Source organism: Cysteiniphilum sp. JM-1 (assembly GCF_008711525.1).
In the GTDB taxonomy this organism is placed as follows: Bacteria; Pseudomonadota; Gammaproteobacteria; order Francisellales; family Francisellaceae; genus Caedibacter.
The window spans coordinates 1-24,220 of sequence record NZ_VXKS01000015.1; the positions used below are offsets into that span (position 1 = coordinate 1).

Genomic DNA, 24,220 nt, shown 5'->3' on the forward strand with positions numbered 1-24,220 from the left:
TACATCATGCAACCGTGATTAGCCTAGAAGGAGAAAGTTATCGTATGAAAAAATAATTTTTTTGCTATAAATCGGCAAAGTTAGTTGTCGTAACCGGAAAAGTTAGTTGACATTTGATAGACACATAGGGTTGTATGAAAACGGCACCTAAGAAATTTAAAAGAGTTGCAGTTATATTGGCTCTAAAATTGTACACTTAAATAATGAGCCTTATAGATTAACAGACCCTAAATAATTGGTAGGTGATTTGTATTTCTTCATCAAAAGATGGTACAACATTTACCATCATTTAACGTGTTAGCAGAATTGGAATTAAATATACTCATTGGAGGTTTTTTGGGGTTGTTCGCTATCTTCATGATTTTTTCTTCTGGTCGCGCAGTATGAAACATTGTTCTTAATGTATTATCATCAATGTCATCAATGTCATCAATGTCATCAATGTCATCAAGACGAGTCTTAAGATAAGGATAGTTAGCATATAAATGTTTTACTATATCCAATAAATTTTTGGACGACATTTCATCTAGGCAATTGTATTCCTCCTTCACTGCAACTGTGGATATGTAGTCAGCCCATGGGTCAGCTATAATAACTTCACTTGAATTATCTGATTTAATGATTGTCATATCATGATTTTGAGTAGCACAAAAGAGTCTCGATTGAACATCGATTTTATTTAACTCATTGCAAAGGTACATTGCTTGAGTAGTGCAGTTACCATACCTTTGATTTTTAATTGATTTACAAAAACCAGCTAATGATGTTGCAATTCCATTTTGTTGAATCAGATTGTTTTCCAAATCAATCATCCCGGGGTTGCTATATAAGCTATCCATATATTGTTTTTTTCTGTTTTTATTGATTAATAAATCAGAGTTAGCGTCAACACCTGTTCTACTAATTACAAATATTTTTTTCACCTCTTCGAATGCTTGAATGATATTATTCGGTATAGACATTTATTGTTTCCTTGCATATTTGTATTATTGATAGGTTATAAAACAGAGTCTAAGTCAACTTCATTTTTAACCGCACCGTTAAGCCACTCTAATATTAAAGAGTAGAAGAAAAAGACCTGCATAAAGAGCTTGTCTAAAAGCTGATGCTTAATGAGATCTTGTTTATTGGCAGATTGCCATTTATGAAAGGGGATATTGAGCGTACTGCCAAAAAGATATTGATAAATGTTATTAATATTTGACTGCATTTTAGTGTAAATCACCTCATTGTTAAAGACCTCAGCTGAGCTCCAAGACTTCGATTGATAGGTGTATTTCAACTCATGTTGATCAGATAACTCAGTCATTAATTGGCTATAATTCATATCTCTCCCTAGTTTTTGTTATTTGTTTTTAGATTAATTTAAGTAGTTTTTGAATGTTTTCATCAAATCCATCATGATGTAGATTGCTAATATAGTGACCTTGGGTAATGTTACCGATTTGATCAGCTACTTCGTTGCTTAAGCGTCTAGATTCACGTTTAGACAGTTTGTTATTAATTCCAAGGTGATACATGAATTTTTCAATTTTTTCTCGATCACATAGGCAGTTGTCATAATTCATTTGCTCGAAATCGTAATAACAACTATTAATCCGCAATGAAAAATCAATCTCTGCGTAGAGTAGGTTCTCATCAGTTTTATCAGGTGTTGTTTGTGTCACTTCTGATTGCTCAATAGTCGTTATCATAGGGCTTTCTGTATTTTGCTGATCATCAATATCTAGATTCTCGAAATCAATCGCATTCTCTGCACGATGTTTTGATGGCGTAATTTCATTGCTTGTGGCATCGACATAATCATCTATATCAGTGTCAACATTATCTGTTTCATCGTGTTGCCTTTCTTGCGTTGTGCTGATTAAATGATCAGATGAGTCATCGAAATTTTGCAGATTTGAGTTGATGCGAGATATCGAATCGGTTGTTATAACAGGAGTGTTTTGCGCTTCATCGATAAGCGCATTTAATAATGGTGATTCAAATTCTGGTAGCTTAATCTCTGCTTGGATACTAAGATGACTTGAATTATAAATTCTCTTTAAACTATCAAGTGTTTGTGCACTTAAAGGTTCAATTTTTAGAAATTCATTAAGTCTTAGCGCTTTAGTTTTTGCTGGATTTGCATAGAACATTTTTGCTCGGACAATTTGCGACTTGAAAAAGATATGCGCTTCACCTTCACGTTGGTCTTTAAGATCCATCAGATCAAGGCGGGCGCGTTTTTCAATGGTTGCTTCACGCGTGTCACGGTAGCCTAAGGAGGTTCCGGCATCCCCCATATTGTAACTCTTGGCAACAGAAACATAAGTCTCACCTGCCGTTTTAGAGAAAAAGTCCCAGGTTTCCGTCGGATCCTCGAGTTTCATGCAGATTTTAATATTGGTATTGGCAAAAATAGAGGCGGCTTCCTCTTTAGATGCTTTTTGAAATGCGGGTAAATCTTGCCCTGCAAAAACCACTGAGAAACCAAGTGAGCGTGCTTGTGCTGGTACAACGGCAAATCCCTCAACCGCATAATAACCATACTCATCAAGGACACATAGAAAGGGCGTGTTAGCATTCGATGGTTTTGATTCAATGACCTCGTTATAGCTGCCTTGGAGTGCGCTACCTAAGCCCTCGGCAAGCATTGCTTTCAATGAGGCAATAATCAACTTACCTAAATTCGAGAGCTCATCAGGTGATTTCTCTAATGCGGGCAATAAAACCACTAGAATTCGGCGATTGAGTACGACATCACTAAAATTAACTTCACCTAGATTGGTTTTCATGATGTGCGCATAAACATCTGCCAAAGAGTTGAATACACGAGTTAACTGCATTGTAATATAACCATGTTGTTCATAGGCTTTTTGATCTTGTTTGCCAACATTTTTGATTTGATAACCTGGCAGGGTTGCCAAATAATTATTGATGGGGTCAGAAACTGAAAATGGCAACTTTTCAGTAATTGGAATAATATTATCTTCTTGATCAACGGCTTGTTGTTGATGGATAAGGTTTTCAAGAACATCCAAGACAAAATATTTACGAATTAAAGCAGCATCAAGCAAGAAATAGCCTTGATCACGCAAGTAGACTAATAAACGCATAAGTGCATGCACAAACGCGATTGCTCGACCTTTCCACATATCATCGTTACCCCCGCCTTGTTTTGAACCACCAAGCATGCTAGCGATAAGCTCAGATAACATACTTGATGAGCCATTAGCAAAAGGATTAAGTGTATTAGAAATGGCTTGTTTTTGCGTACCAATAATATCCTTAGCACCTGTCATAAAGTTGACGACTAAGAGATCATCTTCACGCCCCATTTGACGGGCAAGTGAAAAAATTTGCGCATAGAGTGAGTTGTCACCTTTACCATCAACATAAATCAAACCGCTGCCTTGTAATAGAGCATTGCTAGCAATCGAAATAAGTGCTTGTGTTTTACCACTTCCCGTTGAGCCAAAAATAAGCGCATGAGTTCGCATGTCTGCATTGTTGAACCAGATTTCATTATTGCTGTTGACTTCATTGCCAAAGTAATAGATTCCATTAGCTTTTCCAGGCAGTGTTGAGCCTGGTGGTGAGTTATTTGGATCCTTTTCTTTGGCATAAAAGGGCAGTTTAAACGGCAAATCACTATAACTCCAAAAGCCGTACCAAAATATACCAATGACAATCAAAAATAATAGATCACAGAAGCTGGGTAATACAAACATCAAAAGGCTAATGATAGCAAGTGTCAAGCTACCTGTAACAGGTGCTAAAAGAAAGTCGCGTATACGTGGCAATAAGGTGCGCGTATCGCGAATGCTCGCACTTGGGTTGCTTTCTTGTCCTTTGGTTAAACCGCGAAATGTTTTTCTCATTGTCTTCTTCTTTTATGTTTGCCAAACAAAAACTCACGAATTAACAGCACTGTGACATTTAAGGTTAATTTAAAATGATGCAAGATCCCTAAAACAATCATTGCCAGTAAGCACATCAAAAAAGTAAATAAGGTAAAGTGAAGCAAACAAATAACCACAAGGATAAAAACGCGTGCATCAATAAAGAAAAATTTAGGCGTATAAGCTGAATCACGCCAATGGCTTTGAAGATCATGTCGCATGCAAAGTTACCTTATCGATGATGTTTTTGTTATTGGCAATAAGCTTTTGTTGTATTGTCAATGGAATGTATTCAAGATCTAGTTGCCCTTGTTGCAGTAATTGCTTATATGCATTTTCTATATGACTGTGACGTTGACTAAGGGTTGAGCTGATAATGGTATGCGATTGCTGTGGTTCACTCTTAAGAAGCTTGGCTTTAAGTTGATCATCAAAAACAAGATACTCACGCACGGCAATCAATTGTCCATGTCGTGTGGGTAACAAACGTTGCCAGATAATAACATGTAACGCTTGGATAATGTCATAAGCACGGCGCTGATGAGTTTGCGCAGGAAACATGTTTAAAATGCGTGTTAAAGTATCGCTAACACTATTGCTATGGATCGTGGTGTAAACAGGGTGCCCAGTTAATGCGGCTTCAAGTACGGCATCGAGTGTTTCCATATCTCGGGTTTCACCAAGCATAATTGTGGTTGGCTTGCGTCGTAAGGCATTGCGAATGCCAAGAGAGAAGCTCTTAAGATGTCGAGGAATTTCAGCCTGTGCAATCATCGAAGCATGACTGTTGATTTTATCAAAAACATACTCAATAGGCGCTTCATAGCTTAGAATTTTATGTGCTTGATTTGGCTGTTGCAGCAATGAGCGCATAACTGACGCAAGTAGCGTACTTTTGCCTGATCCTGTCGCGCCACTGACGATAGTTAAACCATGAGGCGTTGTGAGCGCTTGATATAAATCAGAGGGCAAGTTAAATGTATCAAGGCATAAAGGTGTATCTTTAAGTACGCGTAAGCTGATTTGAATACCAAGTCCGCCAATGCCATGGCAGGCACTGATATTCACACGCAAGCGATAGTATTGTCCTTGTGACTTTTGTAATTGATAGCTTATATCCAAGTCGTGCGCACTGCTGATCAGTGATACCGCATTAGCACCATAGATGTAATTAGCAAGGTCACAGGTTTCTTGATATGACAGTGCACGTTTACTGATGGCACTAGCAATACCTGAGCGTTCAACAATGATTGGATAACCTGTTTGTATGGTTAAATCAGAGGTGTTGTTATCTGCTAAAACAGTCAATAAAAAGCGCTCAAACTCATAATGTGTCCAATAATGTGGCTCTTGTGGATATAGCAATGGTCTATTCATTGATCACTGTTCCCATGATTGTTTGTAACATGATCTTCAATAACCGGTTGCCAAAGTGAACTATTTGGGTGTAATTGCGGAAGTGCATTAAATACCCATTTTTGATTATTAATAATCAGTTGATGCGCATTACCGGTAATGCCTTGTTTATTCACTTTAACAAATGGTGGATTAACAATATGTAATGCCAGTAAACGCCGATAGGTTAGCATGCCCTGATAGTCTTGTGTGAGATGGTTTAATTTAAGCTTAAAAATTGTTTTGGCTTGATTGATACCATCATTCCAAGCTTGAGTCATTGTTTGTGACCATAAATCTTGTTCTTGTTCATTTTTAGGTAATAGCACTTGATCTGGTAAGCTGGGATAATCAACCGCAAGCCATAGGTAGTCATGCCAGGTGGGTGCAGTGGTGACAAATTTTGCTTGCTGAATGATGGTATATGATTTGCGTCCATAATGTATCACATCCGCATTATCACCAATACTCAGTAGGTTATCACCAGTAGTAATAACAGGTGGTAGTACATGGTGATCTAGTAAAAGCGCATTAAAGTTATAAGCGCTGTTTAATGTCGGTTCTAGTTTTTGCAATATCTGGTCAATATAAGCTGAAGTTTGTGCTAAAGCAGTTTGTGAGCCAAGTTGATATGCGGCTGTTTGTAGCGCCTGCTCGCGAATGCTCAGCGTCTTGTCACTAATATGGCGTATATTAGCAACATTGGCTTGTGACAAGCTTTGCAATGTCGCTAGCGAATAATGATCGATCATCATGATGGCAAATACCTAAGACTAATGACTTTTATCTGTGGATTAATATACAGAGTTGCTTGATTCTTTGCTTGCACATCGATATTCCGCAGTAGGTTGATAATGCTATCATTGCGTGGCTTATCATTGTCACCTAAGGTGATGATAATAGGAAATGCCGGTGGTGCACCATAGATTTGCAACTGATATCCCGCGGATTTGACAATGGATTTTAATAGCGGCTCAATCGGTCCATACCAAGTAATTGCTAGCACTTTGTCCAGTTCAGGAGCATTTATATTCTGAAATGGCAAATGAGCTTGTCCTTGAGCTGAAACCTCGAGCGTATTTAAATTAGTTAGTTGTTTAGCAATTGTGCTTGATGAATCTCTGATATCATTCAAAATCACTTTGTTTAGCTCAATTTGATTAATCTCTTGTGCTGAGCTTTGTGGTGTATGCGCGCAGCTAGAGAGTAAACCAATCAATACCGTGGTAAGCATTATCTGTAAGCGTGTCTTAAGAGACTGGTAATGAAATAAAAAATACATATGATCAGACCATGTTGCTTTAGCGATTATTGTGGGTTTACGGGGGTGTTTGTTGATTGATTGGTATAGTTTTGGATATCCAACTTTGCATTGCCTAGCAGTGAGTTTTGTAGCAAATTCACGCAAGGGACGATACAAATCAGTAGCACGCCAATAATCAAATGACCTGAGCCATTTTTGACATGCTCGCCTTGTGCGCCTTGTGAGGTGTGATGTTTGCGAATCAAATGAAGACCACTTAGCACAAACCAGATACCCGTACCACCTGCAAGAACCTGAATAAAGCCAACAATATAACCTATCTCTTGTTTAAGATGTTGCAACACAGCGATTAGATCCGATGAGCCTTTTGTATCATCTGCAAAGCAAATACCACAACATAAAATAAGCATTATAAATCCAATAAAAAATCTTCTTTTACCCTGTTTTAACATTTTATTATCTCCTTGTAATGATGGTTGGGGGGGTTAAGAAAAAACGAAGCCTGAGCTGGTGTAGACTTTGTTGTGTTGGGCATCGATCTGACTGACACTGCCGTATAAACCTATTTTACTACCTTCACTGACAGATAGTGTGTTCCCCTTAGCATCTTGTAGCCATGCACGATGATCGGTTACTGCAACAAGGGTTAACTTATCACTTAGATTAATACGTTGTGCCTGCATATAGGCGACCTCAGTATTTAATGAGGTAAGAGATGATTCTAATTTTGGTAATAGATCAAGTGAGCTATGTGTCTTAGCTAGATCACTAGCAAGCTGATTCAATTGTTCTTTTATTTTGTTGATATTATTTTGCTGATTGTTATTAATAGCTTCTTGTGTGTCCAAAATCTTTTTAAGTGCGATGGCAATATATTTAGTTTGTTCTTGGATATCGTTTTTAAGTGATAAGACTTGACTCTCAATTGCTTTATTTTTCTCTTGAGACCCCGTGTTTGTTGTTTGCCTTACTTGTGCTTTGTAATCTGGTGTTGCAGGTAGGTCAAAAGAGATTTTAGCTGGAGATGAAGAAGCCTTTTGTGCTGTTGAATTGTTTGGGAAGACAACATTATAAATAAAGTAAATTGCGATTAATATAACAATAGCCCCAAAGGCATAGATTATCCAAAGCGGTAACTGTTTTTTTTTAATGACTGATGATGTATCTTCAAGTGTATCGATGTTTTTGTTGTCATCAGTTGTTATTTTATTTTCATCATTAAAATTAAAGTCTGACATGTTGTTTGCGGTATCCTTGCATGAACTTGATCAAAGCTTACTGAAATAATTAAAGGGTAAAAATACGTAAAATGCGTATTTGATTTTGACCTGCTGTAGGGGATTATGATCTCAAGCATTAAGTTGAGATAGTCATTATGGAAAGCAATAAAGAAAGCACTAAAGTAAAACATTTGGTCATGGTCAGTAATACGCCTGGTGTAAAGGTCATTAAAAATGAAAAAGAAAATGAAAAAGTAATTGATTTTGATTTATCACTGAAGCAGATGGAAGGATACCTTAAAGCAAAGTTGACAGGGCTTGAAGAACCATTGGGAAATGAGCTAAATAAGCTGACTTTTTTTTATGAATTTAATGGTGGTGATCCTGGTGTTGGGCAAGCGCTTAAAGATCTATCTGGTAAAATTTTAGAAGATGTATTACATCAAAAAAAGATAAATAAGTTATCTAATAATATATCAATATACTTTATATGCACTGATAAAGAGCAGTGTCAGGCAATATTATCACTTCACAAAACTAAAACGCCTAGAATCAACTATGATGTGTTGCGTAACAATGTTTTAGATGATATTGGGTTTCAAAAATATATTGAGAGTCATATCAATCAAGGCGAAGATGTGCGAGTTCAATTTCAGGACTGTGATAATGGGACTAGTAGAATTTTTGACATCAAAGATTACAAACCTGAATTGAAGAGGCTTACTAAGAAGGAAATAACTATTTTTGACTATTTCAATAATGACTTAATGACTTCTTTTGGCGTGCTGCCTAGTGAACTTCTCGATGAGGATGGTTGTTTTAGAGTTGAAATCCCTGAAATTGAGTTAATGATGGGCAAAAAAGATGTGGTATCGACTTGTGAGAAATATTTGCTCAATGTTATAAATGTAAATCGTGTGCGAGGTCAGAATGGGATGATTGACTACCCTCAAGAGCCAAATTTGCTTGTTCAAGGAAAGCTACTTGTAGGCGTCAATCGAGCGCGATTTATATCCAAACCTGATGGTAAAAAAGAGGGTATGGGGCTATTGAGTGATATTTTTCATAAGCAAATATGCCAAACAGCAAAATTTAAACTAGAACCGGGTGATGGAAAAAAAGTACCTAGCATAGAGGTATATGAAGTAGATAAAGACAAATTAGCTAGAGTTATAGCGGGAAAAACAGCAGATGATGATAATTTTTGCATCCATCGGACATGCTCAAGTTCCTATATTACGTCTTTTGGGAATTGGATAAAAAAAGATCTTGAAAATTCTAATTTGAAACCATTTACGCAAGTAGATAATAGTATTATAGAAACTAGGTCTAAAGAAGTATTGAGTTTAAACAATGGAAAGATTAATACTAAATGGCTCGATTCAAACTATCCAGATTACTCTGCATTTTGTGATGTAGACAATGGGCGATTAAATATAAAAGTAAAAGATGCAACAGATAAAGAGACTGAATATTATAAAAGCTATAAAGATAGTAATATAAATGCCCTTAAAGTTTGGCTCTTTTATAAAGCAACAACAAAAAACAAGGATGCTCAGAATAAAAAATCACAATTACTCTTTGTGAAACAAGATTCAGCACCTGGGACTAATCAAGAAAAAAGTAATAATTAGAGAGCAAATGGTAATTGATAGATATGGCTAGAATATTTAAAAAAACCATCAAAACACTTAAAAATGCAAGCAGTATTGATACGATACGCTCACAGCAAAGCTTTTTAAAAACGCTATTTTCCTTATTGTTTGCGATTAATAGAAAATATAAGCCTTATGACTTTGCTGAACTTGAGTCGATTGGGATCGATCAGCACAAGATCATAGAAAATATGAAAACCTTCAAGATGATGGTGCGTATTTTTCTTAGCTTTTTGGTATTGGCAATATTGTATGTACTGTATGCACTTTTTTGCCATTACTATCGTAGTGCACTTATTGGACTTGCATTGGCATTTATTTTCCTCGCGCAAGCGTTTAAATATCATTTTTGGCTAACACAGTTAAGATCACAAAAACTTGGTATGAGTCTAAAAGAATGGATGAAAAGTACTAAGAGACATTAAAAAAATGCAGGTAAGCAAATGTTAGGATTTATTTCGGCAGACTACTCAGTAACACATGTTTTAAATAGCATATTTCCATCGATAGATCATTTTTTTGATCAACAAAATAACTATGCCTTATCTGAATTATTTAAGAATTTTAATACAGGGCTATTAGCCATATCCTTTGTTATTTATGCATTTATTGTTGTTGTTGGTACGATTAACTCAGCAAAGGATGGCGAGTTTCTGGGGCGGAATTGGCATTCTTATTGGATTCCTTTGCGTGTTGTATTTGGCTCAATTGCAGCAATTCCTTTGAAATCCGGCTTTTGCTTTGCGCAATATTTAATTATGACGATGGTGTTGTTTGGCGTGCAGTTTGCTGATTATGTATGGATAAATACTTATACACATATTCAGTCGGATCATTTAGTGGCGTCAGAGGACTATCAGGTTAGAAAAGAGATTAGAGATAATCTGGGACTTTATATGCTCACGCGCTTTATTCAACAAAGCGCATTGGGTTTTGATGCTAAACCTGATCAAAAAACGCATCAGCTATCAGTGGATATCAATATTAATCAGCCTGTATCAGCAATTACAGCTGATGCAGCGAAGGAAAATACAGCAGGGACAAATAATACGGCGTTATCATCATTAGCATATGTGCTTATCCCGCAATCAGACGATACAAGCTCAGAGCAGCTTGAAGTACGTAAATACCTGCTACAAAATGTAACTCGTTGGGCATATTTTACAGTGAATAATGGTGAGGTGAACAATCAGGTTATGGAGGATGGTGTTAATCATGCCTATTCAGCCATTAATTATCACCAGACAGCTATTCAAAGTATCAATTTTAGTGGGATTGCAACGATAGCAATTCCTCAGGCGCTAAGTAATCAAACACAGCAGCAGGACTCTATATCGAATTTGCAAGCATTGATCACTGACATTACCCAAGGTCAAGGAGTGGGAGATCTTAATAAAATATTGAGTTATAGTGTTAATGAGCAATTATCAGCAGATGATATGAGCCTTAAAAACTTAGCTGATGATATTGCTATAGGCTTGTCAAAGCCATTAGGTAATCAATCAGCAGATGATTGGTTTAATACCAAAGAAGGGATTAACAAAAGCTTACCTAATGATTTTATTAAAAGCAGTAGCAACAATCAGGATGCAATGTCTTTATCGGAGCAGCAAAAGCTTTTAAACTCAACAAGTGATGATATTTGGCAAGGCAATGGTGGTGCGGTAATACCTGGTTGGTGGAATGCGGATTTAAATTATTTTAATATTGATAAAAATTTAACGAGTAATTTACGTTCTTTATATAAGTTACTAGACCAGTTAAACACTGGATTTTCATCCTATGAAGACAATAATATGCGCGTGCAAATCAACAAATTAAGCTTAGACTATGTTGTTAATAATATTGATTTGCTAGATGCCAATGATGCGACGCTTAGTGGTTTAGTCTCTTCCGATAAAATTACAGGAAAGCCTGGGGATCCTATTAGCGCGAATATTCCTAAAGGACATGATTTAGATCTTAATTTTAATGTTAATATGCAATCTGCACGTAATTTATTTAAATCAGTTGTCGATAACGCTAAGCTATCAGACGCAGAGGCACAGCAATTAAAGCGCGAGATCGATTATTATTTTACTAATAGTATGACAATGAACTATATGAAATATATTTACGTATTTGCCACATTGTTAAGTTCACAATCTGCTCAAACTCAAGATGTTAATTTTGCCATTAAAGATCTTAAAGCGTTGATTAATTTGTTTGCCTTTTTTGAAAAAAACCAAGTTGATTTTGGCGTGGATAATCATGGTGCTGATAGCGCTGCAGTTGGTTCTGAATCTGAACAAATGCTTGCAAGTTTATTCAGTCATGTACTACCCGATCAAGAGTCCGCGCAACAAGCAGGAATTGATACCAGTTTACTTGCGCAAATTTATCAATTTGGTAAAGATCAAGATGGTAAGACGTCATTGTTTAGCGCAATGCAACAGATTCAGTCTCTTGGGTTTAGTGTGATCCAAAACTCGATTGATACCTTAACAAAAGTATCGACAGAATATAGCAACAAGCTCAATATGCTTTATGAAGAAGCGAACAAAAACTTCAGTGCTGATTATGAGGCAATTAATAATGATAGTATGACTGCAGCAGCCAAAAGTTTTATCCCTATCGCTAATGCTTTTGCTGTAGGTGACTTGGCTCGAGATGGTGCGAAATTTGCCTATGATTCAGCACAAGCAGCATTAAAGCTAGCATTGCTTGGCAAGAATTTAATGTGGTTGCCATTGCTATTATTTGTTGTCACCACCTTGCTTGGTATCGCGATTACTTTTTGTATTGCTATTCCCATGGCGCCATTTCTATTGTTTTGGGCAGGAAAAATTGCGTGGCTTTTATTAGTGATTGAAGCGATGGTGGCAGCACCAATCGTTGCAATTGGCATTATTTATCCAGAGGGTCATGAGGTATTTGGTAAAGCAGAGCCTGCGATTCAGATCGTACTTAATCTTATGTTAAGACCGGTGTTTATGGTGATGGGGCTTATTGCGGGGATCGTGTTAACCGGACTAGTTGTCTATATCTCAGCCGATGCATTTAAGGTGGTGGCAAATACCATTATTAATATGTTGCCTTCGACAGGCGGCAATAATGCGCCGATGATGGCGAAGGGTAGCATTGCCTGCTTACTAATCTTTATGTATGGCTCGTTTTTATCACTGGGTTTTATGAAGTGTTTTTCATTGATTTATTTGCTACCTGATAAAGTGTTGCAATGGATTGGTGGAGGTGCCGGTGAGAAAGCTGGTGAGCAAGATCTACAGCAGTTGACGTCAGGCTTGCAGCAAAATACCCAAGCTGGCGCGCAAGCAGCAGGGCAAACAACGCAAGAAGGTATTCAAGCACAGAAAGATATAACGAGCAAACAGGAAGATGTTTCAATGAATAAAAATAGAATGGATGCAGATGCTGCAAAAGCAAGAAATGAGCAGATGGCTAAAGATATATCAGGCACAGCCAAAGATGCCGCAAAAGCGTTATTAATGTAGGAGATCTATTATGTTCTTTTTAAAATATTGTTCGATTCTTATTCAAGAGCTATTTGGCTTTTTTCAAAAAGTGTTTCTACTATTACTTTATTTGTTGTTATTGGTGGAGTGTAGTTATAGTTATATGTTAGCTAGCGGTATCAAATCATGGAGCATTTTTATAGATCATAAGAACATTACAAATATTGATATTGATTTGTCACATACTAAAGGTCACTTGTATAAGAAAGATGAGTTTACCTATCATGATGGGGGAACATCAGAGAATTATGATTTTAGTGTGACAATTAACAAGATATATCAAATACCTTTGAAGTATTATTACATTACTGATGATACCCCTTATCATTCAAATTCACAGAATATAGATATTGATGGTGATAAAATTCCATATGGTGCAAAATATATCCATGGTGACGATTATGATACTTTGATATTTAAAAATGGTTCCTGGTTTAGGTTAGATGGAGGGGGAAAGGATGATGGTCATCAATTTGTTTACTTCCATTTTCATACGGGGGAGGTAACAATTTATGGGTTAGGGTTTCAGCCATCTATTGTCGGTATACCCCAAGGGACTAATAACTCATTGACTGTAGCACCGGGAGATTACACGGTGACAGATAATGCGACTTCAAGTAAATGTGTTATCTCAAGTGACCCTAATGCAAAAACGGATGGGGATAATATATTTTGGCAGCCAACAATTAGTTGCACAGGCAATCTAGGATATGTCTTTCGTTATTTACCTGCTAAAAGTACTTCAAACCCAGAGGATTATGCAAAATATATGTTAATCCTAGGTTATGTCGGTGACTCAAATAAAATGGCGATACCTTGGATTAGCCAAGGTACAACCAGTATATATTAATAGCTCATTCCAACTGAAATTATATATTTATCAAAAAGTAAAAAATAAAAAGGGCACTATTATGGAAAGTCAAAAACAAAACCAAGGTAATAACAAAGAGCGTAAATGGAAAGAATTAGAAGAGAAATTAAAAAAACTATATCAAGATAATGCTGATATAAATATTCCAAAAAAGGAGGATGAAAAGAGGGTTGATCAAGCAGCCCAAAACTTTATAAATACATATAAATATCTTTTTGTTGATCAAGGGGAAAAGCTAAATAAGTTCGGTGTTAATTTAATTGAAGCACTAGAGATGAGCGATCCATCTGAGAAAGCTCAGAAGATTGAAGACTTTATAACGGAAAAAAAGAATCGTAGCGACGAGCTTAAAAATAATTATCAAACAAAAAGTGATAACCTGATTGCAGGATTAGGCAGGACTGAGTATGCAACAAGTGTTGCTTTTATTGCTTGCCTTATGCTTATTGCTAAAATTCGATATAAGAATAATCCAGACAATAAGAAACTTTTTGAGCAAAATTTTAAAGAATTTAAAGACTTTTTTAAAAAGGTTGACAAGACAACGTTTAACTCTATAGCGATATTCCAGCAATATCAACAGAAGCAAGAACGAAAGCAGGAATATAACTTTCGTCGAGACTAGAATTAAAAATACGGGAGTATGTATAACTATGCCAGCAAATAATGAAAATACCGAGAGCTCGGCATTAGCACCGATCTATGTGATCGGTGGCTTGATGCTATTAGCTGTTATCTTGTATGGACTTTTTCATATTCAGATTATACGTATTGTGTTTTCCGTTAAATTGTTTGAGTTGCAAGGGATTAAGCTGTTTGCAAAGGATTATCAATTGTTGTACAACTGGGCAAAAGAAACACTGCTGAGCACCGTGACATTCACCGATTTACAGTACTTAGCGATAGATGTTGGTAATATCTTGAAATGGCCAATGGCGCTTTTGGGTATTGTCTTAGCGGTGGTTTATTATTATTGGCATCCACGTCGACGCTATAACACTAACTATAGTGTCAGTAGCTTGATGCGCAAAGCGGTGTCATTTTTTCCGTTTGTGAAACCGGTGTTAGATCAATCCTTGCAAAAGCAGAGCTTGACAAAAGGTCAATGGGCAATGGCACTTAAGCCAAAAGAGTTTATTGAAATCAAGGCATTAAGATCAGATCAAGGGCAGTTTGATTTTGCTAAAGCTCAGTTGGTGTTAACGCAACAATTAGGACAGCGCTGGCAAAGTTATAATGATTTAAATTTAGTTCAAAAAACCTTATTCACCCTATTTGCGCTTAATGTCACGGGGAAAGTCAAACAGGCAGAAACGCTACTAAAATTAGCAAGTAATAGTTATGCGACTACTTCAGATAAATCGACATTAAAAGCCTTAGATAAAGCAGTAGCATCATATCATCCGGAGTTGCATCTTGATCACACGGTGATTTTGATTACACAAAGGCATGGTTATATCGCGAGTGTTTTATGCGGCTTATTGGCAAAGGCACGTCAAGGTGGTATTTTGCCGTCATCTTACTTTTTGTGGTTGAAAGCACAAGATAGAACACTTTGGTATATTCTCAATAGTTTAGGGCGTAGTGTCTCTTATGTTGAAGGGGCTGCAGCCTTTGAACATTATCATGTTGAGGTCAAGGTCAAAGAGGCAATCGCTATACCCATGATTGATAATGCGATCAATGCATTAGCCAAAGTCTGTAGTGAGGAGTGATCTATGCGATTAAATGAGTTGACTTTGCAGAATATCGCAGGTAGTTACGTACATTTTATATCAAGGCAAACCGATGAAAAGTATCAAGTCTTGCGCCTTAAAACCTTAACACAGACTTCGCATTGCCAATATTGTGGCTTTAGTCCATCAACAAAAGATCTTGACAGCATGCAGATCGTCAATATTGATGGTGATTATAGTCATAATCAACGTAGTAACTTTGCATTGGCATGCTCTTTATGTGCAAACTACTTGTTATTGGATCAATATCCGACTGAATATGTTGGCGAGGATAGGATGATCTATCTGCCTGAGTTGACGCAACAACAATTACAGGCGTTATACCATGCGATTGTGCAAAACGATTTAGTGAATGATCAAAATGAAATTTATGCAGAGTTAATGGATCGAGCTGAGTATCTTGAGCAATGTTATGGTGTCGGACTTAGCAATCCAGGCATTTTTAAATTTTTGCTTATTACACCACATCGGCAACAACATTGGATATCTGCAGTACGTTGGTTGCCTCAATTGACGTGAATAACTTGCTTGCATCATTAAAATACCCTGTAGTAGACTTGATGCCGATTCATATCCAATCATATGAAATAGAACGTCAGGGAAATGAAACGTAAGGAATTTGGCTAAAATGGTTTGAATGCGCAGAGAGTCATTAAGGCTTACCCTATGTAGCGGCGAGTTGAGATAAAAAATGAAAAAGATGAAAAGAGGACCATTTAAATGTTAGTAACAACTGTCGGTTGGATCGCAACCGTTATTACCGTAATTTATACGTTATTCGGTTTGCCAATGCAAATACGGACAAATTTTAAACGTAAATCAGCAGAGGGTTTGTCTTTGCTGCTTTTTTGTTTTTTATTTCTAACTTTTTTGTCATGGGTTTTTTATGGTGGATTAAAAAGTGATTACTTTATCGTTGTGCCTAATGGATTAGGTGCATTTTTTGCATTTATCGTACTTGGACAAATCATTCTGTACTCAAAGCGTCAAGAAGTCGAAAGCTCAAAAAAAGAGAGGTCAAAGGAATAAAATGAAAACAATGACAGAAATGACAAAAATGACAGAAATGACAAAAATGACAGAAATGAAAAAAGATGATATTAAGCAATCAAAGATATTGCACTTTGGTGTTGGTAATTTTCATCGCTCGCATCAGCAGTTTTATACGCAACAAGCGATGCTGGCATCTTCTGATTATCGTTGGGGAATTGTCGGTGTTGGCATTATGCCTGGTGATCGTCAATTATATGAAGACTTAAAGCGTAATCATTTCAGCTACACCTTGATGACAAAAAGTGATGAAGGATTTGATGTTTATACCATTAATAGCCTGACGGATTATCTTTATGTTGATGGTGATCCTAGTGATGTTTTTAGCCGAGCGCTTGATGATGATCTTAGCATTATTAGCATGACAGTCACAGAGGGTGGCTATTATATTGATAAGCATACAGGTGAGTTAGATATTGATCGCCAGGAAATTGAGCATGACTTGCGAAATCCAAGAACACTGAAAAGACCGAAAACACCTAAAACAATTTTAGGTTACCTTGCCGAGTGTTTAAGACAGCGTCGCGTAGCAGATAAAAAGGGGGTGACTTTATTAAGCTGTGATAATATCCAGCATAATGGCGATGTATTAAAGCGCGCATTATTAAGTTTTTTGACAAAGCAGGATCCACAAACTGCAGATTGGGTGGCAAGTCGCTGTACATTTCCTAATTCGATGGTCGATAGAATAACGCCAAAGACGACACAAAAAGACAGAGATTATTTGATTGCGAATTGCCAGAAAGATGATCCGGCTTTAGTCGTATGTGAGCCATTTAGTCAGTGGGTTGTCGAGGATAAGTTTGCTAGAGATAGACCACAGTGGGAAAGCGTTGGTGTGCAGTTTGTCAAAGATGTTGCACCCTATGAGAAGATTAAGTTAAGACTGCTGAATGCCTCACATCAAGCCTTGGCATATTTAGGGGTGCTATATGGTTACGAATATGTGCATCAAGCAGCACAAGATCCGATGTTTCAACAGTTTTTATATCAATATATGAGTGATGAAGTTGAGCCAACATTAGACAAAGTGGCTGGTATTGATTTTGAAGAATATAAGCGAAGCGTTATTATGCGCTTCTCAAATACGCAGGTTAAGGACACGTTAGCTCGTATATGTGAATTTACCAGCGATCGCATCCCTACATTTAATATGCCGATTGTGTGGGAGAATCTACAAGCTAAAAGATCCAAATATCAGGCGAGCGCCTTAATACTGGCGTCATGGGCAATCTATTTGCAAGGTCAAAGTGAACAGGCTATGAGTTATGATATCGTTGATGAAAGAAAGCAATTAATGCTTGATTTAGCAGAACAGGCGAAGAAAACTCCTCAGAATTTCCTAAAAAACAGCAGGCTTTTTGGCAATGTGATTGAGCATAAAGCCTTTGTTGATAAATTTGTTCAAAGTTATCAGTTGCTACAACGTCACGGCGTTAAAGCAGCATTATTGGAAAAGGATTTGCTTACTTTGTCATGATGTTTAATCTAGATTTATTTTTATATCTTATTCAAAAACTCAATGCATATTACATTTGGTAATATATCTATGATTTCTTTTCCATTTATATTATTTATTTAAAGGGTATTATAACTTTAGGTTATTTGAAATATCCTAAAGTTAGCTATCTTTAGTTAAGTTTAATAAGGGTGTTTTAGTGGTTTTAGATGTAATAACTAATAGGTAAATATTATGAGAAAAATACTGTATTTTACAATAACGATTTTGAGCTTGTTAAGTACGTTTTTAGGCACGCCTGCTTCAGCGATAGCTGAATCGTTTGATCCTGCAAAGTTTATCAGAGGCGAGGGTGGATTGTTTACTGAGTGGTTTGCATTTACAGAGGGTACCTCGTTTTTACAGGGGCTTATTGGACAAGATGCTCCTGCAACAGAGGCGCAGATGCAAGAAGCGCTTGCTAAGCTTGATCAGATCATAGGGCAAGTAAATCAAGTTGAAAATCAGTTGAGTAGTCTGACCAATGATTTTGATGATTACCTAATACAATATAATGCCGACTATAATGCAACACAAAGGCAAAAGATTATAGATATTGAAAGAAGCGTTGAAGCTGCGTGGAATACTAATAACAACAACTTAGATGGGCATGATATCGATTATTTTATGGGAGATGAAAATACAGCAACAAAAGTTTTCCAATTTCTATCGTTATCAACGTCAACTTTTATGGCTGATGCTCAAATTTTAGGTAATGAAAACGAACAAAATGAAGATGATAATACTTCTGGTTATATTCATGCATTTGCTGAAAGCTTGCATGATTTTTTATTAAGCAAAGTAAAAACAGTAGATTACAGTCATCCTATAAATGATACTCAAGGTATTTTTACATGGATTGATAATTATAATAAAACACTGACTCTTGTTGCTACAAAAGCATCTCTTTATGAGTATGAGTTATTAAAACTTGAATCAGAGATGGTACGTTTATATTATCTAAAACATGGTTTGGGTGAGCAAAATAACTGGTTTATCAATTATCTTCCTGCAGAAGTGGGCTTAGATGGTAATGATAACCGAACAACGACATTGAATAAACTAGGTGATTTGTTTAAGAATAGAATAGCCAATATCAAGAAGGTTTTAGACAGTTATAGAATTGTTGTGAATGACTATACCGTGACAAATGCTGATGGTCAGCAAATAGTTGTTAAACGCCAAAATATTGAAGGACTTTTCCCAAATGGTTCATGGCTTGAGAGTTGCAATGTCGAAGCTTATGACGGAAGAACACTCAAAGCGTTATGTGATGAAGAATCACCAAGTACATCTAAGTTTGAGTCTGCAGTTGATTTGGAGCAATGGTATAAAAATAATAAGCCTGCGATTGAGAATATTTCTGGAAATTTACTTGACAGAGGACAGTATGAAAATCTTACTCTTGATCAAAGTAGAAATTATTTTCCTATTGCAAAAGCACATGACGATTTCAACATTTATAAAAATGGAATATCTCTCAGTTTGATTAATGATAATGGACATTTATTTGATAAAATGGACTCGTTCTGGGATGGAGGTACTGATCAAAATTATACCGCAATTATTGTTGATAATAAACGGAATATTTTTGCTCTGCTACATGTCAATAAGGATGATGCTCAAGTTGTGCAAATTCAATGTGTTTCAATTCTTAATTGTAGTTCGCTAAAAAGTAACTCTGATGAGAATGAAGCAAGTAGTATAATATTTTCTGATGGTTCTATATATACTCTTAATAACAATGGAGTAGATGGTGAAACAAATCAGGTCGGAGGCATACATTACTATGCATCTAATAATTTGTGCGTGTTGAGTTCAGGAGTTTACTATGAAAATGGGTTAATAAAATGTAATCAGTATAAAGATTTTCTGCCTCCTGGCTCATATCAAAAAACATGTCAAATTACTGGGTGGGATGGTCATAATGTTGCAGCTACCTGTTCTGATGGGCAGCATACCGTGACAAGTTCTCTAGATTATGACAATTTTTGTCAAGCAGGAACAACAGTGCATCAACAGGAAGGACTGATGATTTGTGACCATTACAAAGACACTTTACCTAAAGGTAGCTATCAGCAAAGCTGTATGATCGAAGGTTTTTCTACAGGTGGGTATTATCAGCCACCATTCTTAAGTGCCCGTTGTATCGATCGAGGGCACAATATAAAAGAAAGTCATGTTGCCTACTCACAGGGGCAGACTTTTACTAATGAAGATGGCGTATTAACAGCACATTAAGGATGTAAAATGCCAATGATTAAAATTCAAGGATACATAGATAACATTAAAAATCAGATAGACCAATCGCGGATTTATACGGATGATTTACGGCGTTTTGCCTATGGCACAGATGCCAGTTGCTATCGATTGATTCCTGAGGCAGTGATTAAAGTCAAGGATGAAGTCGAGATGCTTTACTGCATTGAAATGGCGCAAAAACATCAAGTGGCGATTACTTTTAGGGCGGCAGGCACGAGCCTGTCTGGTCAGGCAATTACCGATTCAGTGTTGTTATTGATCGATAACCAATGGAATAAATACAAGATACTAAATGATGGTCAGCAAATTCAACTGGATCCTGGTGTCATTGGGCAACATGCTAACTTATACTTAGCACCCTATCAGCGGAAGATTGGTCCAGATCCAGCGTCAATAAAAGCTGCAAAAATTGGTGGTATTGCTGCAAATAATGCCAGTGGTATGTGTTGTGGTGTGGTCAATAATAGCTATCACACCCTACAAAGCATGCGGATTTTATTCAGTGATGCTCAGGTCTTAGATACTGGGGATAAAAAGAGCTGTGAGCAGTTTATTAAAAATAATACATCAATGGTCAAAGCGTTATTGGCGCTAGCAAATGAGATTAAAGATAATCCAGATCTTAAAGCGCGTATTACCCATAAGTATCGGATTAAAAACACCACCGGCTATGGGCTTAATGCGTTGGTTGATTTTGATGATCCGATTGATATTATCCAGCATTTAATGATTGGCTCTGAGGGCACTTTGGGCTTTATTGCGAATATCACCTATAACACGATTGAGGATCTTAAGTTAAAAAGCTGTGCGCTGGTATTTTTCAAGGATATCTTTGCCGCGTGTCGTTTTAGTGTCAAGTGCGCCAAGTTACCAATCAGTGCAGTAGAGTTAATGGACAATCTTTCGTTGCAAACAATGATGGGTAAAGAGGGTGCTCCTGATATCTTAAACAAGCTTGATGAGCATTGTGCGGCACTTTTGATAGAAGTTGAGGCTGACAATAATCAGATGCTTCAGCAAAATCAGCATGTTGTCTATCAAGCGCTTGAGAAAGAAGCGCGCTTTTTAGATCATGAAGTCTTGTTTTCAGTATCAGATGATGAGCATAAGAGTCTTTGGAAGATTCGTAAGGGTATTTTCCCAGCTATTGGCGGTGCGCGTGAAATTGGCAGCTCTGCTATTATTGAAGATGTTGCGGTGAAGCCAGAGTATTTGGCTGATTTATGTTTAGATATTCAAGCGCTGTTTAAGAAGTATAATTATTTACACAGTGCCATTTATGGACATGCCTTAGCGGGTAATCTTCATTTTGTATTCACGCCACGATTTGATTCAGAGAAGGAAGTAAAGCGCTTTGATAATTTTTTAAAAGACATGGTCAATACCGTAGTTAAAAAATATGATGGTTCAGTCAAAGCTGAGCATGGCACAGGCAGGAATATGACGCCTTTTGTTAATGTTGAATGGGGTGCTGAGCTTTATGCTATTCACAAAAGAATAAAACACATCTTTGATCCTATGAATATCCTCAACCCTGGGGTGATCATTAATGAAGATGAGATGCTGCATATCAAAGATCTAAAGCGTTTATCTGAGGCTGATCCGCTAGTTGATCACTGTATTGAATGTGGTTTTTGCGAGCATGTTTGTCCTGCACGCAACTTAAGCTTAACACCCAGACAGAGAATCACCACTTATCGCGAAATCTCAAGATTAAAACAGAACAAAAAGTTACACCCTTTGGATAAAGAAAGACTGTCACAATTGGAAAAAGGATATCAATACCAAGGGGTTGACACTTGTGCGGCAACAGGACTTTGTCAGTTAGAATGCCCTGTAGCAATCAATACCGGTGAGTTAATGCTTAAGCTCAGAGCACAGGAATCATCAAAACTATCCCATTATGTTGCGATGATTATTGCGAAAAATTTTTCATTCTTTCTTGTCATAATGAGATTCTTATTACGCGTACTTTATAACTTACGTAAAATTTTAGGTGATCGTGTGATTGAAAAAATCTTGATGATAATCGCACCTATTGCAAAGGTTAAGCTCTATCGCACTTTAAAGTATCTGCCTAATTCAATCATAAAAAAGCTAAGGAGTAAGCCATGAAGGTAGTATACTTTCCAAGCTGCGCGGCACGATTAATGGGGCTACCCAAAGATTCGCCAGAAACAATGTCATTACAACAGGTCATGTTGGCACTTTTTGCTAAAGCTGGAATTGAGGTTGTATACCCATCAAAGATGAATAATTTATGCTGTGGCTTATCTTTTCACAGTGAGGGGATGATGAAGGCTTTTGCCCATAAATCCAGTGAGTTGCAACAAGCGCTGTGGCAGTCATCTAATCATGGCGAGTATCCGGTGGTATTTGATACTAGTCCCTGTGCGTTATTGATGAAGAATAATCTTACTAAAGCGCTTAAAATCTATGAAACGGTTGGTTTTCTGGCAGAGGTTATCTTGCCTCGACTTAACATTACCAAGCAAATTGATGAGGTTGTTATTCATCGCACATGTAGCGCTGTAAAAATGGGTTTATCAGAAACCTTTATTAGCCTTGCACAAAGCTGTGCTAAAAAAGTCATTGTGCCTGTAGATGTTACTTGTTGTGGATTTGCCGGAGATAAAGGGTTTAAATATCCCGAGTTAAATGACTCGGGATTAGCCGCACTTAAAGCACAGATTCCCAAAGGCTGTGATCGCGGCTATTCAAATAGTTTAACCTGTGAAATTGGACTCTCGGCGCATGCTGGGATATATTATCGCTCTATTGCCTACTTGATAAATGAATGTACTGAATAATGCCTTGCAAAAAAAATAGGAACAAAAATTATGTTATTTGATATGCGTGTTACCTTAAAGCAGCTTGAGGTTTTTGTCTCTTTTGCGCAGTGCTTAAGCTTTTCGCAAACAGCGGATAATATGTTTATAAGTCAGCCGGCGGTATCAAAAATCATGAAACAATTAGAAGAAGAATGCCAATCCCCCTTGGTTGAACGCGTTAATCATGAACTGTATTTAACACCCGTTGGCAAGTTATTATTAACACATGCTCGCGCTGTGCTATATGAAGTCGCTTTGCTGAAAGATAAGGTTAGAGCCAATAGCAAGCTCGGTTTGGGTGAGGTTACGCTCTCTGTACACAATGTGTTGCAGGATGAAGTGTTACTGCTTATGTCACAATTTAAAGATAAATACCCTGAAGTAGAACTTAAGCTGTTGATCAATAGTAGAGAGAACCAACTCAAACAAATAGATGACAATGCCGCTGATCTATATATGTTAGGACCAGTCAATGGGCGTGATGATATTGAGCAAGTTTTATGTGTAACCACCCCGATGCGTGTGATTTGCGCGCCAGATGATGACTTAGCGAAACACAAATCAAGTATTAATGCCAAAGCCTTATCAAATCAAACCATTATCAAAAGTGAAGAAACAACAACGGTATACCAACAGCTTGATAGTGCACTAAGAGGGTGGGAAATAGCGCATAAAACACTCTCTATTAATAATGCCTACTCAGTAAAAGAAGCGGTAAAATCAGGCTTAGGCGTTGCAATGTTGCCTGAGGTGGTGATCAAAAATGATGTGAGAAAAAAGGAGCTTTGCATACTTGATGTTAAGGGGCATCAAGCCAGTATTGATTTTTATGTGATGCATAGTAAGCAAAGAAACCTCACACCAACAGCATTAGCATTAAAAGAGTTTATTTTGGCGTATTTTGGTCAATATGTAGAAGTTTAGATGTAGAAGTTTAGATGTAGAAGTTTAGATGTAGAAGTTTAGATGTAGAAGTTTAGATCAGACCTAATACCTACCGCTACCGTAGCTTGTCTACTCGACCTTGTATTCCGCTTTCCAT

At 37.0% G+C, this 24,220-nt stretch carries 22 protein-coding genes; 13 read left to right on the top strand and 9 right to left on the bottom strand.

All coding sequences use genetic code 11. The features are described 5' to 3' along the window. Positions 1 to 260: 260 nt before the first annotated feature. The 9 genes from F3D68_RS07600 to F3D68_RS07640 form a co-directional block, all read right to left on the bottom strand. A complete protein-coding gene (locus tag F3D68_RS07600; protein ID WP_151193845.1) occupies positions 261 to 962 on the bottom strand; it encodes a hypothetical protein in 702 nt (233 codons plus the stop codon). Positions 963 to 997: 35 nt separating this feature from the next. Next, positions 998 to 1,327 carry a hypothetical protein gene (locus tag F3D68_RS07605; protein ID WP_151193846.1) on the bottom strand — a complete coding sequence of 110 codons (330 nt, stop codon included), beginning with the start codon at positions 1,325 to 1,327 and terminating at the stop codon, positions 998 to 1,000. A 28-nt stretch (positions 1,328 to 1,355) separates the two neighbouring features. Next, entirely contained in the window at positions 1,356 to 3,863 is a 2,508-nt protein-coding gene (locus tag F3D68_RS07610; RefSeq protein WP_151193847.1) for a type IV secretory system conjugative DNA transfer family protein, read from the bottom strand. Continuing rightward, positions 3,860 to 4,105: an IcmT/TraK family protein gene (gene icmT, locus F3D68_RS07615; RefSeq protein ID WP_151193848.1), complete on the bottom strand. Its 246-nt coding sequence runs from the start codon at positions 4,103 to 4,105 to the stop codon at positions 3,860 to 3,862. Before icmT ends, F3D68_RS07610 begins: the two co-directional genes overlap by 4 nt. Beyond that, positions 4,095 to 5,261, bottom strand: coding sequence for an ATPase, T2SS/T4P/T4SS family (locus F3D68_RS07620; protein WP_151193849.1), 1,167 nt, complete (start codon positions 5,259 to 5,261; stop codon positions 4,095 to 4,097). Before F3D68_RS07620 ends, icmT begins: the two co-directional genes overlap by 11 nt. Then, positions 5,258 to 6,034, bottom strand: a complete 777-nt coding sequence (locus tag F3D68_RS07625; protein WP_151193850.1) for a type IV secretory system conjugative DNA transfer family protein — start codon at positions 6,032 to 6,034, stop codon at positions 5,258 to 5,260. Before F3D68_RS07625 ends, F3D68_RS07620 begins: the two co-directional genes overlap by 4 nt. Then, positions 6,031 to 6,561, bottom strand: a complete 531-nt coding sequence (locus F3D68_RS07630) for a DotD/TraH family lipoprotein (protein WP_224728267.1) — start codon at positions 6,559 to 6,561, stop codon at positions 6,031 to 6,033. Before F3D68_RS07630 ends, F3D68_RS07625 begins: the two co-directional genes overlap by 4 nt. 26 nt (positions 6,562 to 6,587) lie before the next feature. Next, positions 6,588 to 6,953, bottom strand: a complete 366-nt coding sequence (locus F3D68_RS07635) for a hypothetical protein (protein ID WP_151193851.1) — start codon at positions 6,951 to 6,953, stop codon at positions 6,588 to 6,590. A 75-nt stretch (positions 6,954 to 7,028) separates the two neighbouring features. After that, positions 7,029 to 7,781 (bottom strand): hypothetical protein, encoded by a 753-nt coding sequence (locus F3D68_RS07640; RefSeq protein ID WP_151193852.1) that lies wholly within the window; start codon positions 7,779 to 7,781, stop codon positions 7,029 to 7,031. Between the two features lie 137 nt (positions 7,782 to 7,918). Here F3D68_RS07640 and F3D68_RS07645 point away from each other — a divergent pair, with 137 nt between their 5' ends. The 13 genes from F3D68_RS07645 (at position 7,919) to F3D68_RS07705 (ending at position 24,102) form a co-directional block, all read left to right on the top strand. Continuing rightward, the gene (locus F3D68_RS07645; protein ID WP_151193853.1) at positions 7,919 to 9,397 is read left to right on the top strand and encodes a hypothetical protein; all 1,479 of its coding nucleotides are present in this window, start codon (positions 7,919 to 7,921) and stop codon (positions 9,395 to 9,397) included. Between the two features lie 23 nt (positions 9,398 to 9,420). After that, positions 9,421 to 9,843, top strand: a complete 423-nt coding sequence (locus F3D68_RS07650; protein ID WP_151193854.1) for a hypothetical protein — start codon at positions 9,421 to 9,423, stop codon at positions 9,841 to 9,843. Positions 9,844 to 9,861: 18 nt separating this feature from the next. Continuing rightward, positions 9,862 to 12,909, top strand: coding sequence for a DotA/TraY family protein (locus F3D68_RS07655; protein WP_151193855.1), 3,048 nt, complete (start codon positions 9,862 to 9,864; stop codon positions 12,907 to 12,909). A 10-nt stretch (positions 12,910 to 12,919) separates the two neighbouring features. Then, positions 12,920 to 13,780, top strand: a complete 861-nt coding sequence (locus tag F3D68_RS07660; RefSeq protein ID WP_151193856.1) for a hypothetical protein — start codon at positions 12,920 to 12,922, stop codon at positions 13,778 to 13,780. Between the two features lie 61 nt (positions 13,781 to 13,841). Further along, the gene (locus F3D68_RS07665) at positions 13,842 to 14,426 is read left to right on the top strand and encodes a hypothetical protein (RefSeq protein ID WP_151193857.1); all 585 of its coding nucleotides are present in this window, start codon (positions 13,842 to 13,844) and stop codon (positions 14,424 to 14,426) included. A gap of 28 nt (positions 14,427 to 14,454) precedes the next feature. Then, entirely contained in the window at positions 14,455 to 15,516 is a 1,062-nt protein-coding gene (locus F3D68_RS07670; protein WP_151193858.1) for a hypothetical protein, read from the top strand. Positions 15,517 to 15,519: 3 nt separating this feature from the next. Next, the gene (icmJ, locus tag F3D68_RS07675) at positions 15,520 to 16,056 is read left to right on the top strand and encodes a type IVB secretion system protein IcmJDotN (RefSeq protein ID WP_151193859.1); all 537 of its coding nucleotides are present in this window, start codon (positions 15,520 to 15,522) and stop codon (positions 16,054 to 16,056) included. Between the two features lie 201 nt (positions 16,057 to 16,257). Then, positions 16,258 to 16,566 (top strand): SemiSWEET family transporter, encoded by a 309-nt coding sequence (locus F3D68_RS07680; RefSeq protein WP_151193860.1) that lies wholly within the window; start codon positions 16,258 to 16,260, stop codon positions 16,564 to 16,566. Between the two features lies 1 nt (position 16,567). Further along, complete coding sequence (locus tag F3D68_RS07685; RefSeq protein ID WP_151193861.1) at positions 16,568 to 18,067, top strand: mannitol dehydrogenase family protein; 1,500 nt, start codon at positions 16,568 to 16,570, stop codon at positions 18,065 to 18,067. A gap of 213 nt (positions 18,068 to 18,280) precedes the next feature. Next, positions 18,281 to 20,326 (top strand): hypothetical protein, encoded by a 2,046-nt coding sequence (locus F3D68_RS07690; RefSeq protein WP_151193862.1) that lies wholly within the window; start codon positions 18,281 to 18,283, stop codon positions 20,324 to 20,326. A gap of 9 nt (positions 20,327 to 20,335) precedes the next feature. Beyond that, entirely contained in the window at positions 20,336 to 22,462 is a 2,127-nt protein-coding gene (locus F3D68_RS07695; protein WP_151193863.1) for an FAD-binding and (Fe-S)-binding domain-containing protein, read from the top strand. Further along, complete coding sequence (locus F3D68_RS07700; protein ID WP_151193864.1) at positions 22,459 to 23,157, top strand: (Fe-S)-binding protein; 699 nt, start codon at positions 22,459 to 22,461, stop codon at positions 23,155 to 23,157. Before F3D68_RS07695 ends, F3D68_RS07700 begins: the two co-directional genes overlap by 4 nt. A gap of 30 nt (positions 23,158 to 23,187) precedes the next feature. Then, complete coding sequence (locus F3D68_RS07705; RefSeq protein WP_151193865.1) at positions 23,188 to 24,102, top strand: LysR family transcriptional regulator; 915 nt, start codon at positions 23,188 to 23,190, stop codon at positions 24,100 to 24,102. The last annotated feature ends 118 nt before the right edge of the window (positions 24,103 to 24,220 follow it).

What these genes read in the sequence shown, in the direction of transcription:
- F3D68_RS07600 (WP_151193845.1), bottom strand. Translation starts at nt 962, where the DNA reads ATGTCTATACCGAATAATATCATTCAAGCATTCGAAGAGGTGAAAAAA.
- F3D68_RS07605 (WP_151193846.1), bottom strand. Translation starts at nt 1,327, where the DNA reads ATGAATTATAGCCAATTAATGACTGAGTTATCTGATCAACATGAGTTG.
- F3D68_RS07610 (WP_151193847.1), bottom strand. Translation starts at nt 3,863, where the DNA reads ATGAGAAAAACATTTCGCGGTTTAACCAAAGGACAAGAAAGCAACCCA.
- icmT (WP_151193848.1), bottom strand. Translation starts at nt 4,105, where the DNA reads ATGCGACATGATCTTCAAAGCCATTGGCGTGATTCAGCTTATACGCCT.
- F3D68_RS07620 (WP_151193849.1), bottom strand. Translation starts at nt 5,261, where the DNA reads ATGAATAGACCATTGCTATATCCACAAGAGCCACATTATTGGACACAT.
- F3D68_RS07625 (WP_151193850.1), bottom strand. Translation starts at nt 6,034, where the DNA reads ATGATGATCGATCATTATTCGCTAGCGACATTGCAAAGCTTGTCACAA.
- F3D68_RS07630 (WP_224728267.1), bottom strand. Translation starts at nt 6,561, where the DNA reads ATGTATTTTTTATTTCATTACCAGTCTCTTAAGACACGCTTACAGATA.
- F3D68_RS07635 (WP_151193851.1), bottom strand. Translation starts at nt 6,953, where the DNA reads ATGCTTATTTTATGTTGTGGTATTTGCTTTGCAGATGATACAAAAGGC.
- F3D68_RS07640 (WP_151193852.1), bottom strand. Translation starts at nt 7,781, where the DNA reads ATGTCAGACTTTAATTTTAATGATGAAAATAAAATAACAACTGATGAC.
- F3D68_RS07645 (WP_151193853.1), top strand. Translation starts at nt 7,919, where the DNA reads ATGGAAAGCAATAAAGAAAGCACTAAAGTAAAACATTTGGTCATGGTC.
- F3D68_RS07650 (WP_151193854.1), top strand. Translation starts at nt 9,421, where the DNA reads ATGGCTAGAATATTTAAAAAAACCATCAAAACACTTAAAAATGCAAGC.
- F3D68_RS07655 (WP_151193855.1), top strand. Translation starts at nt 9,862, where the DNA reads ATGTTAGGATTTATTTCGGCAGACTACTCAGTAACACATGTTTTAAAT.
- F3D68_RS07660 (WP_151193856.1), top strand. Translation starts at nt 12,920, where the DNA reads ATGTTCTTTTTAAAATATTGTTCGATTCTTATTCAAGAGCTATTTGGC.
- F3D68_RS07665 (WP_151193857.1), top strand. Translation starts at nt 13,842, where the DNA reads ATGGAAAGTCAAAAACAAAACCAAGGTAATAACAAAGAGCGTAAATGG.
- F3D68_RS07670 (WP_151193858.1), top strand. Translation starts at nt 14,455, where the DNA reads ATGCCAGCAAATAATGAAAATACCGAGAGCTCGGCATTAGCACCGATC.
- icmJ (WP_151193859.1), top strand. Translation starts at nt 15,520, where the DNA reads ATGCGATTAAATGAGTTGACTTTGCAGAATATCGCAGGTAGTTACGTA.
- F3D68_RS07680 (WP_151193860.1), top strand. Translation starts at nt 16,258, where the DNA reads ATGTTAGTAACAACTGTCGGTTGGATCGCAACCGTTATTACCGTAATT.
- F3D68_RS07685 (WP_151193861.1), top strand. Translation starts at nt 16,568, where the DNA reads ATGAAAACAATGACAGAAATGACAAAAATGACAGAAATGACAAAAATG.
- F3D68_RS07690 (WP_151193862.1), top strand. Translation starts at nt 18,281, where the DNA reads ATGAGAAAAATACTGTATTTTACAATAACGATTTTGAGCTTGTTAAGT.
- F3D68_RS07695 (WP_151193863.1), top strand. Translation starts at nt 20,336, where the DNA reads ATGCCAATGATTAAAATTCAAGGATACATAGATAACATTAAAAATCAG.
- F3D68_RS07700 (WP_151193864.1), top strand. Translation starts at nt 22,459, where the DNA reads ATGAAGGTAGTATACTTTCCAAGCTGCGCGGCACGATTAATGGGGCTA.
- F3D68_RS07705 (WP_151193865.1), top strand. Translation starts at nt 23,188, where the DNA reads ATGTTATTTGATATGCGTGTTACCTTAAAGCAGCTTGAGGTTTTTGTC.